The 9612-nt window shown below is 72.6% G+C and carries 12 protein-coding genes and 1 tRNA gene; 10 read left to right on the top strand and 3 right to left on the bottom strand.

The genetic code is table 11. The features are described from left to right. The 7 genes from VMN58_03855 to VMN58_03825 all read left to right on the top strand — a co-directional run. Positions 1-1068 (top strand): DNA gyrase C-terminal beta-propeller domain-containing protein (locus VMN58_03855; GenBank protein ID HUF32328.1); only part of this gene is annotated, 1068 nt, incomplete at its 5' end. Between the two features lie 68 nt (positions 1069-1136). Continuing rightward, positions 1137-1781, top strand: coding sequence for a M15 family metallopeptidase (locus tag VMN58_03850; GenBank protein ID HUF32327.1), 645 nt, complete (start codon positions 1137-1139; stop codon positions 1779-1781). Then, positions 1778-2266, top strand: a complete 489-nt coding sequence (locus VMN58_03845; protein HUF32326.1) for a DUF3566 domain-containing protein — start codon at positions 1778-1780, stop codon at positions 2264-2266. The genes VMN58_03850 and VMN58_03845 overlap by 4 nt, the downstream gene beginning before the upstream one ends. Before the next feature lie 16 nt (positions 2267-2282). Next, positions 2283-2356: transfer RNA gene (locus VMN58_03840), tRNA-Ile, on the top strand. Between the two features lie 2 nt (positions 2357-2358). Continuing rightward, positions 2359-2520 (top strand): hypothetical protein, encoded by a 162-nt coding sequence (locus VMN58_03835; GenBank protein HUF32325.1) that lies wholly within the window; start codon positions 2359-2361, stop codon positions 2518-2520. Further along, on the top strand, positions 2521-3516 hold the full coding sequence (locus VMN58_03830; GenBank protein ID HUF32324.1) for a Gfo/Idh/MocA family oxidoreductase: 996 nt from the start codon (positions 2521-2523) through the stop codon (positions 3514-3516). Positions 3517-3671: 155 nt separating this feature from the next. Further along, positions 3672-4517 carry a FliA/WhiG family RNA polymerase sigma factor gene (locus VMN58_03825; protein HUF32323.1) on the top strand — a complete coding sequence of 282 codons (846 nt, stop codon included), beginning with the start codon at positions 3672-3674 and terminating at the stop codon, positions 4515-4517. 191 nt (positions 4518-4708) lie between these two features. On the opposite strand, the gene VMN58_03820 is transcribed toward VMN58_03825, so the two are convergent. Further along, positions 4709-5332: a hypothetical protein gene (locus VMN58_03820; protein ID HUF32322.1), complete on the bottom strand. Its 624-nt coding sequence runs from the start codon at positions 5330-5332 to the stop codon at positions 4709-4711. Between the two features lie 117 nt (positions 5333-5449). Between VMN58_03820 and VMN58_03815 the strand changes: the two genes are divergently transcribed. From VMN58_03815 to ligD, 3 genes are all read left to right on the top strand, one after another. Continuing rightward, a complete protein-coding gene (locus tag VMN58_03815) occupies positions 5450-6775 on the top strand; it encodes an acyl-CoA dehydrogenase family protein (protein ID HUF32321.1) in 1326 nt (441 codons plus the stop codon). 96 nt (positions 6776-6871) lie between these two features. Next, positions 6872-7024 carry a hypothetical protein gene (locus tag VMN58_03810; protein HUF32320.1) on the top strand — a complete coding sequence of 51 codons (153 nt, stop codon included), beginning with the start codon at positions 6872-6874 and terminating at the stop codon, positions 7022-7024. A gap of 2 nt (positions 7025-7026) precedes the next feature. Further along, complete coding sequence (gene ligD, locus VMN58_03805) at positions 7027-8037, top strand: non-homologous end-joining DNA ligase (protein HUF32319.1); 1011 nt, start codon at positions 7027-7029, stop codon at positions 8035-8037. Between the two features lie 79 nt (positions 8038-8116). Here ligD and VMN58_03800 read toward each other — a convergent pair whose 3' ends face one another. Together VMN58_03800 and VMN58_03795 are read right to left on the bottom strand one after the other, a co-directional pair. Then, positions 8117-9199, bottom strand: coding sequence for an ATP-dependent DNA ligase (locus tag VMN58_03800; GenBank protein HUF32318.1), 1083 nt, complete (start codon positions 9197-9199; stop codon positions 8117-8119). Positions 9200-9261: 62 nt separating this feature from the next. Beyond that, positions 9262-9612, bottom strand: a 351-nt coding sequence (locus VMN58_03795) for a hypothetical protein (protein HUF32317.1), incomplete at its 5' end; no start/stop codon positions are given.

Below are 9612 nucleotides of genomic sequence, written 5' to 3'. Positions count from 1 at the left end.
CAGGTCATCAAGGACGAGCTGAGCGAGGTCAAGGCCGAGTTCGCCACCCCCCGTCGGGCCGAGGTCACCTACGACCCGGGCGAGATCGGCATCGAGGACCTCATCGACGACGAGGACCTGGTGGTCACCCTGTCGGCCAAGGGCTACGTGAAGACCGTCGCCTTCGACGCCTTCCGGACCCAGGCCCGTGGCGGGCGCGGCGTGGCCGGCTCCAAGCTGCGCGACGACGACTACATGACCCACATCGTCACCACCACCGCCCACGCCTACCTGCTGTTCTTCTCCAACCGGGGCCGCGTGTACCGCCTCAAGGCGCACGAGATCCCCATGAAGGAGCGCACCGCCCGGGGCACAGCCATCGTGAACCTCCTGCCGCTGGCGCCCGACGAGAAGATCCAGGCGATCATCGACACGCGCGACTACGAGACCAACCGGTTCCTGTTCTTCGCCACCCGGAAGGGCCAGGTCAAGAAGACCAAGTTCACCGAGTACGACTCGTCCCTGCGGGCCGGTCTCATCGCCATCAACCTCCGCGACGACGACGAGCTGGTGCGGGTCATCCCCACCAACGGCGGCGACGACATCTTCATGGTCTCGCTGCGGGGCCAGACGATCCGCTTCAACGAGGACGAGGCTCGGCCCATGGGCCGCTCGGCCGGCGGCGTGCGGGGCATGCGCCTCAAGGCCGACGACGAGGTCGTGTCGTGCGACGTGGCTCGCGACGAGGCCGATCTGCTGCTCGTCACCGACACCGGCTACGGCAAGCGCACCAAGGTGGAGCGCTTCAGCGCCCAGACCCGGGGCGGTCAGGGCGTGAAGGGCATCAAGCTCACCGCCCGGCGCGGCTCGGTCGTGGCCGCCTTCATGGTGGGCCTCGACGACGAGATCTTCGTCGTCTCCTCCGGCGGGGTGGCCATCCGGATGCACGTTCGCGAGATCTCCTCACAGGGCCGCGACGCCACCGGTGTCCGTGTCATGGCCCTCGATGACGGCCAGGCGGTCGCTGCCGTGGCCCCGGTCGGGCCCCGCGAGGACGACGACGCCACGACCGCCGACGACCAGGTCTGACGACCGCCGGCGAACGCCGGCCTCTCCCACCTCCCCCTCACCGGTACGACGGCAGGAGGAGGCGCGCCATGGGCGCAGGAACGAGGTCGGGCGAGCGCGGGTCGGTGGTACCGCTGGTCGCCCTGGTGGTGCTGCTGGTGGGTGGGCTGTGCGCCGGCGTCGCCCGGTCGGGGGTCGACGCGGTGACGGCGGCCCGGGTTCGGACGGCGGCCGACGCGGCCGCGCTCGCCGGGGCGGCGGCAGGGGAGAGGGCGGCGGTGGAGGCGGCGCGCGCCAACGGCGCCGAGGTGGTGGCGCACCGGCGGGAGGGGCGTGAGGTGGAGGTCACCGTGCGCCTCGCCGGCTTCGAGGCCACGGCCCGCGCCACCCGCACCGGCCCATCCCCTGCGGATGCCTCGGTGGCCGGGTTGGTGCCGGAGATGCTGGCGGCGCTGGCCGCCGCCGAGGTCATCCTCGGCCAGCCGGTGCCGGTCACGTCGGGCTGGCGGTCACCCGCCCGACAGCAGGCGCTGTGGGACGCGCGCCACACGAACCGGTACCCAGTCGCCCCGCCGGGTACCTCGGCCCACGAACGGGGTAGAGCCGTCGACGTGCCCATCGCCTTCGTCCCCCGCCTGGTGGCCGTCGCGCCTCGCGTCGGGCTGTGCCAACCGTTGCCCCGCACCGATCCCGTACACTTCGAGCTGTGTCCGTCGGGCCGAGACCGCTCATGACCACCACGGACTCGCCCCCCATGGCCGACGACACCACTCGCTCCCTCTCGACGACCCCCGAGCGCGCCCGCAGGGGTTCGCCCGGCACGGCGCGCACGCCCAAGGCTCCGCCCCCGTCGACGATCCGGACCAGCCGGCTGGTCATCCGGCGCCTCGACCCCTGGACGGTGCTGAAGGTCTCGATCCTCTTCTACCTCAGCCTCTGCATCGTGTTGCTGGTGGCCGGGGTCATGCTGTGGCTCGGTGCCCGCTCGATCGGCGTCATCGGCAACGTCGAGAGCTTCATGGACTCCATCGGCTTCACCGACTTCGAGTTCCGAGCCGGGCAGATCCTGCGCGGCTCGGCCCTCGGCGGCATGGTCCTCGTGGTCGCCGGCACGTTCGGCAACGTGCTCATGGCCACGCTCTACAACCTCATCAACGACGTCGTAGGCGGCCTCAAGGTCACCCTGGCCGAGGACGAGCGCCCCCGGCACCGCGTGTAGCCTCGACCCGTCTCGCGGGGCTATAGCTCAGTCGGTTAGAGCGCATCCCTGATAAGGATGAGGTCGCAAGTTCGATTCTTGCTAGCCCCACCGTGAGGTTCCTTCGTCGAGCGTTGCTCGCCCTCGGTGTGACCGGCGTGATCGCCGGGGTGCTCCGCCTGCGCGGCACTGGTGGGGTGCCGCCCCGAACGGGCGGGTGGCGCGAGCTGACCGGCCCCGAGCTCCGGGCCGACGACGACCCGACGGCCAAGTAGGTGGCATTCCGCATCGCGGTCCTCGGTGCCGGAGCGGTCGGCGCGCGGGTCGTCCGCCAGCTGGCGTCGACCCCCGAGGTGCACCGCCTGGCGGTCGCCGATCTCGACCGGGGCCGAGCGGACGCAGTCGTCCGGGCGATCGGCGAGCCGGGCAGGGTGCGTGCCGCCGATGTGGCCGACAGGTGGTGGGCCGGCGCCGACGTCGCGGTCATCGCCACGCCCGCCGGTCACCACCATGCCCCCGTCGAGCGCCTCCTCGAGGACGGCGTCAACGTGGTCTCGACCTCCGACGACGTCGACGACGTCCGTCACCTCCTGGCGCTCGACCCCGAGGCCCGGGAGCGGGGCGTCACCGTCGCGGTCGGGGCGGCCTTCGCCCCGGGGCTGACGTGCGTGCTGGCCGCCCACGCCGCGGCATCCTTCGACGTCGTCGACGAGATCCACGTGGCGAAGGTGGGGACGGGCGGACCGGCCTGCGCGTCGGCCCACCACCGTGGCCTGGCCGGCGAGGCGATCGACTGGCGGGAGGGGGCCTGGGTCCGCCGGCGCGGCGGCTCCGGGCGAGAGCTGTGCTGGTTCCCCGACCCCATCGGCGCCGAGGACTGCTACCGGGCGGCCGCGCCCGACGCCCTCGTGCTGGTGCCGGCCTTCCCGGGTGTGGCCCGCGTCACGGCGCGGGTGGGCGCCAACCGGCGAGACCGCCTCACCGCCCACCTGCCGATGCTGCGCCGCCCCCACCCGGAAGGGGGCCCTGGCGCGGTGCGGGTGGAGGTGCGGGGGATGCGGGGCTCGGGCAGCGACGTCCGGGTGCTCGGCGCCATGGACCGTCCCGCCCTCGCCGCCGGCGCCGTAGCCGCTCTGGCGGCCACGGTCCTGGCCGGTGGCGGCGCCGCCCGCACCGGGGCTGGGGGTCTCGCGGCGCTCGTCGCCCCGGTCCCGTTCCTCGCCGAGCTGTCGCGGCGAGGCGTCAAGGCGGCGGTGTTCGAGGGCGCTTGACCGGTGGTGGGGCCGGGTGGCCATGGGACCGGCACGCTCGTTCCATGTCGACCAGGTAGGGCCAAATGGCCCATTTCCCGGGGGCGCACGGGCGTCGATCATCGGGGGTGTTCGCGGCGAGGTTCTGTCGCGTGCCACGGCGACAGGAGCAACGGATGTCCCTCGAGATCACCAGCCTCACGAGCGAGCAGAGCGAGCAGGTGGAGCGTCACCTGCCCCTCGTGCGCCACATCGTGTTCCAGGTGGCCGTCCACTTCCCCCGTCACGTCGACCGCGAGGAGCTGGCCCGCGCCGGCGCCCTCGGACTCGTCGAGGCGTCGCGGCGCTACGACGAGTCGCGCGGGGTGCCCTTCCAGCGCTTCGCCGCCCAGCGCATCCGTGGGGCCATCCTCGACGCCGTGCGGGCGACCGACTGGGCGCCTCGCTCGGTCCGGACCCTTGCTCGGAACCTGGAGCAGGCAGCCCAGCAGCTGGCGAGCGATCTCGGCCGCACGCCCACGGAGGCCGAGGTGGCGGAGGCCATGTGCACCTCGCCCGAACAGCTGCGCCGGCTCCAACAGCGCATCAATCGCTCGGTCGTCCTTGCTCTCGACCACGCCGTGGGGGGCGACGCCGACGAGGGGACCACCCTCGGCGAGACCCTTCCCGACGTCAGCACGCTGGAGCCCTCCGAGGAGCTCGAGCGGCGTGAGCTGCACGCCTACCTGCGCGACGCCGTCCACCTGCTGCCCGAGCGCCACCGGATCGTGGTCGTCGGCTACTTCTTGGAGGGGCGGACGTCGACTGAGCTCGCTGCCTTCCTTCGGGTGACCGAGTCGAGGGTCTCGCAGCTGCGCTCGGAGGCCATCGCCATGCTGCGCGACGGCATCACCACCCAGTTCGACGGAACACCGGAGGGCGAGGCCCCCGACGAGCCGGTCGGCCGCGTTGCCCGCCGCAAGGCGATCTACGCCGAGGCCGTCGCCAAAGGCACCGACTGGCGAACCCGCCTCAACGCCTGAGAGAAGAGAGGCCTCGGCAAAGCCGAGCCAACCCCCAAGCCAGAAGAAGCGAGCGACAGCGGACCTCGGCGCTGTCGGGCCCCAGTGACCCGCCCACAGGCGAGGGGGTGGCGCCGAGGGGAGGGGCCCGCACCCGGAGCTTGCGGAGGGTGTGGGAAGGTCCCGCTCGGCGACGGGCCCCGCTCGCCTCTCTACGCGAGGAACGCGACGAGCGACGGCAGGGCGAGGCGGGCGCTGGCCGCGAGCACCGCCTCGTAGCCGGCAGACAGGATCTCGAGGTCGAGCTCGTCCTGGGGCTGGGGCTGGGGTCGTGGGCGACGGTGCTGGAGCGGCTCGTGGGCGGCTCGTCGGCCCCGGTCGTCCGACTCGGCGGTGCCGGCCGACGCGAGCTCGAGGTCGGAGGCGCGCGCCCGGCACAGGCCCTCGGCGGCGAGCTCCTGGGTGGCCTCGGTGGCGGCGCCGACCTCGCCGGCGAGGCGGCCGAGGCCCACCCGGTGGTCTTCCAGGATGCTGGCGATGGGCTCCGAGGTGCGGCGGGCGAGGCCTCGGAGCGTGGCGGGGCCCTCGCCGTCGAGGCATGGGGGTAGCACCGATGTTCGGCGGACCTCCACCTCGCGCACGGAGGCTGCCGCCTGCTCGAGGTCGGCGGCGGCCCAGCTGAGGAACCGGGCCTCGCCGGTGGCGAGGAGGCCGCGCGCCTCGACCAGGCGGAACAACATGCCCTCCAGGACCTGCCGCTCTCGATGCAGCACCATCACCAGCTCGTCCAACGTCGGTCCACCTCCGCCGATCCCATCGGCCTGTGGGTCGGACATGTGAGGGACCGGACCATGGTCGTGCGCGCCCGGGCCGGCTGGGGACGGGGCCTCATCTTGACCACCCGGTCAAGGCGCGTCGAGAATGCCATCACGTCGATCTCTGAAGGGGACAGGATGAGCGATCTGGCAGAGCGCAAGCAGGCCGGCACCGACGATCCGGTGGCCGAGGTGACCGCCTGGCTCGAGGAGAGCTGGGATCCCGACCTCACGGTGGCGGAGTGGTGGGAGCGCCTCGGCCTCTCGGGCTGGGCCGCCCCCGGGCTCCCGGAGAACGCCTACGGCAAGGGCCTCAACCGCAACGACAGCGTGGCCATCCAGAAGGCCATCGGCGAGTTCGGCGCCCTCGGCGCCCCCGGCGGCCTCGGCCTCCTCCTCGCCGCCCCCACCATCGCCACCCACGGCACCCAGGAGCAGATCGACCGGTACGTGCGCGACATCGTCACCGGCCAGCAGGCGTGGTGCCAGCTGTTCTCCGAGCCCGGTGCCGGGTCCGACCTCGCCGGCATCACCACCCGGGCCGAGCAGGACGGTGACGAGTGGATCATCAACGGTCAGAAGGTGTGGACCTCGGGCGGCCAGGTCGCCGACCTGGGCATGCTGATGGCCCGCACCAACCCCGAGGCGCCCAAGCACCAGGGCATCACCTACTTCGCCCTCGACATGCACCAGGACGGTGTCGAGGTCCGGCCTCTCAAGGAGATGACGGGTCGGGCCATGTTCAATGAGGTGTTCATGAGCGACGCTCGAACCACCACCTCGGCGATGATCGGCGACAAGAACAACGGCTGGGCGGTGGCCAACACCACCCTCATGCACGAGCGGGCCGGTCTCGGCGCCGGCGGCGGCAGCGCCGGCGGCTCCATGGCCACGCCCGGCACCGTGGTCGGCGACCTCGACAAGCGGGTGGGCGACTTCGTCTCGGGCAAGCGCAAGCGGGCCGGCGGCGGTGGCGCTGCCGCCCGCGGTGCCGGCGGCAACATGCTCATCGAGCTGGCCAAGGGCAAGGGCAAGGTCAAGGACCCGGTCCTGCGCCAGTCCCTGATGAAGCTCCACACGCTCACCGAGCTGGCCCGGTTCAACAACCTGCGCGCCAAGGCGGCCAAGGCCCACGGCAAGGACATCCCCGGCCTGCCCAACATGGCGAAGCTCTCGATGAGCGAGATGGTCCGCATGCAGCGCGACATCGGCCTCGAGATCTACGGCGCCTACGGCACCCTCCACGCCTACGACAGCGAGGGCAAGAAGAAGCTCGAGGAGGCCACCGGAGACCCCTTCCTGCCGATGGTGACCGAGATGGCGCTCTTCGCCCAGGGCCCGCCCATCTACGGCGGCACCGACCAGGTGCAGCGCAACATCATCGGCGAGCGCGTCCTCGGCCTGCCGAAGGAGCCCAACGAGGACAAGGTCAAGGCGTTCAAGGACCTGCCCAAGAACACCTGACCCCGTTCGGTCTCGTCGGGCGCCCGCGGGGGGTGGGCGCCCGATGTCCCGACCGAGGGGATCACGGCTGCGTCCGCCGTCCCTAGACTCCAGCGCATGTGCGTGAGCTGCGTGGCCACTGGTGGCGCCTACGTCGTGCCCGCGCTCGCCGGGCTGAAGCTGTACGGCTCCCGCGTGCGACGGCGTCGGACCCGGGTCGACCCGTCGCCGTCCCCGACGGTCGGGGTGTCGGCGGGCCGCCGGGGCTGACGGTGGCCGAGGACCCGGTCGAGCTGGAGGTCGCCGGTCGCCCCGTCACGGTGACCAATCCCTCCAAGGTCTTCTTCTCGGCCCGTGGCGAGACCAAGCTCGACCTGGTCCGGTACTACCTCGCGGTGGGGGAGGGGGCACTGCGGGGTGTCTTCGAGCGCCCCACGGTGCTGAAGCGCTACCCAGACGGCGCCGACGGCGAGCCGTTCTTCCAGAAGCGGGTGCCAAAGTCCCGGCCCGACTGGCTCGAGACCGTGACCGTGGCGTTCCCCAGCGGGCGCACCGCCGACGAGCTGTGCCCCACCGACGTCGCCCACCTGGCGTGGGCGGCCAACGCCGGGTGCCTCGACCTCAACCCGTGGGCGGTGCGGCGGTCGGACGTGGACCACCCCGACGAGCTGCGCGTCGACCTCGACCCCCAGCCGGGGGTGGCCTTCGACGACGTCCGGCAGGTGGCGCTTGAGGTGCGGGAGGTGCTCGACGCCCACGGTGGGCTGGTGGGCCACCCGAAGACCTCCGGGTCCCGCGGGATCCACGTGAACATCCGCATCGAGCCGCGGTGGGACTTCCTCGAGGTGCGCCGGGCCGCCCTCGCTCTCGCCCGCGAGGTGGAGCGACGCCTGCCCGACATCGCCACCTCGAAGTGGTGGAAGGAGGAGCGGGGCGACCGGGTGTTCGTGGACTACAACCAGAACGCCCGCGACCGGACCGTCGCCTCGGCCTACTCGGTGCGGGCCAACCCCGAGGGCCGCGTGTCGTGCCCGGTGACCTGGGACGAAGTCCCTGTCGTCGACCCCCACGACCTCACCATCGCCACCGTCCCCGCCCGCTACGAGGCCCTCGGCGATGTCGGTGCGGGCATCGACGACATGGCGTTCTCCCTCGATGGCCTCCTCGAGCTCGCGGCGCGCGACGAGGCCGACGGCCTGGGCGACGCACCATGGCCGCCGAGCTTTGCCAAGCAGAAGGGAGAGCCCACCCGGGTGGCGCCGAGTCGGGCGAAGAAGGGCTGACCAGAGTGATCTGGCACCAGGATCGCGCCGTCCGCCGGCGCGATCCTGGTGCCAGAACGGCTCGCGAGTGGGCGAGAGCTCAGCCGCCGAAGACCTCGGCGAGTGCCTCGGGTGCAGGAGTGTCGAGCTGGTCGTAGGTGCAGGATCGGGGCTGGCGGTCGGACCGCCACCGCACCAGGCGGGTGGCGTGGCGGAAGCGGTCGCCCTGGAGGTGGTCGTAGGCCACCTCGGCGACCCGCTCGATGCGCAGCGGCTCCCACCCGAGCTCCTTGCCGGCGTTCCAGCGCGAGCCGGCCCCGGGCATGCGGCTCGTCTGGTCGCCCTCGGCCCACGATCGCCACGGGTGGTCGTCGAGCGCCGCGCCGCGCAGGTCGGCCACCTCGTCGACGAGCTCCTTGCGCCGGGCGGCCGAGAACGAGGTGGCGACCCCCACGTGGTGGAGGGTGCCGTCGCCGTCGTAGAGGCCGAGCAGGAGCGAGCCCACCCCCTTGCCGTCCTTGTGCCATCGGAAGCCGGCCACCACCACGTCGGCGGTGCGATCGTGCTTGACCTTGAGCATCGTCCGCTTGCCCTCGTCGTAGGTGAGGTTCCCGGCCTTGGCCATCACGCCGTCGAGGCCGGCACCCTCGAAGCGGTCGAACCACACCGCCGCCAGGCCGGGGTCGTCGGTGGCGGGGGTGAGGTGGATCGGCGCGGCGGCGCCCCGGAGTGCCGACTCGAGCAGCTCCCGTCGCTCGGCGAAGGGTCGCTGACGGAGGTCGTCGTCGCCGAGGGCGAGGAGGTCGAAGGCCATGAACGAGGCGGGAGTCTCCTTGGCCAGGCGGGCCACGCGGCTCGCAGCGGGGTGGATCCGCTGGAGGAGGGCGTCGAAGTCGAGGCCCGAGGCAGACCCGATGACGAGCTCGCCGTCGACGACGCAGCGCTCGGGGAGGTGCTCGCGCAGCGGGCCGATCAGCTCGGGGAAGTACCGAGTGAGGGGCTTGGTGTTGCGACTCCCGATCTCGACCTCGTCGCCGTCCCGGAAGACGATGCCCCGGAACCCGTCCCACTTCGGCTCGTAGACGTAGCCGTCGCCGGTCGGGAGGTCGCGGGCGAGCTTTGCCAGCATCGGCGACACCGGAGGGTTGACGGGCAGGTCCATCCCCCCGGTGTAGTGGTTCACGGTCCGGTCGTCGACAGGACCTCCTCCGTCGACGGGGCCCATCGCCGGCAGCTCGGGCGCGTTCAGCCCTCGGGTTCCGCCTGGGTCGACCCGCCCACGAGGGCCTCCATGGCCGCTGCCGTTCGCTCGGCCAGCCACGGGGGCGCCTCTGATCGCGGGTCGAGCAGGGAGGGCTCGAGCGCCAGGCGGGTCAGGAGCGCGATCTCGGCGAGGTAGTCGTCGACGAGCACGTGCTCGGCCGCCACCCCGGCGGCGGGGCCCTCGTCGGCGCCGTTGTGGTAGTTGCCGAGGGGCAGGGCGAGCCCCGATGCCCGGTAGCCGGCGGCCGCGAACGCCGTGGCCTCGCAGGAACCCCCGTCCATCAGCTTGCGCTGGTGGCGCAGCCCGCTCTCGAGCTCGGCGGCCGCCGCCTC

The organism is Acidimicrobiales bacterium, from assembly GCA_035512495.1.
Classification (GTDB): domain Bacteria; phylum Actinomycetota; class Acidimicrobiia; order Acidimicrobiales; family CADCSY01; genus DATKDW01.
The sequence above is the reverse complement of the archived record's forward strand: the minus strand, read 5'-3'. Positions and strand labels throughout refer to the sequence as shown.

Bases quoted from the DNA above. Each gene is read 5' to 3' on its own strand.
- VMN58_03845 (HUF32326.1), top strand. From the start codon at position 1,778: ATGACCACCACGGACTCGCCCCCCATGGCCGACGACACCACTCGCTCC.
- VMN58_03820 (HUF32322.1), bottom strand. From the start codon at position 5,332: ATGTCCGACCCACAGGCCGATGGGATCGGCGGAGGTGGACCGACGTTG.
- VMN58_03815 (HUF32321.1), top strand. From the start codon at position 5,450: ATGAGCGATCTGGCAGAGCGCAAGCAGGCCGGCACCGACGATCCGGTG.
- VMN58_03825 (HUF32323.1), top strand. From the start codon at position 3,672: ATGTCCCTCGAGATCACCAGCCTCACGAGCGAGCAGAGCGAGCAGGTG.
- VMN58_03850 (HUF32327.1), top strand. From the start codon at position 1,137: ATGGGCGCAGGAACGAGGTCGGGCGAGCGCGGGTCGGTGGTACCGCTG.
- VMN58_03810 (HUF32320.1), top strand. From the start codon at position 6,872: ATGTGCGTGAGCTGCGTGGCCACTGGTGGCGCCTACGTCGTGCCCGCG.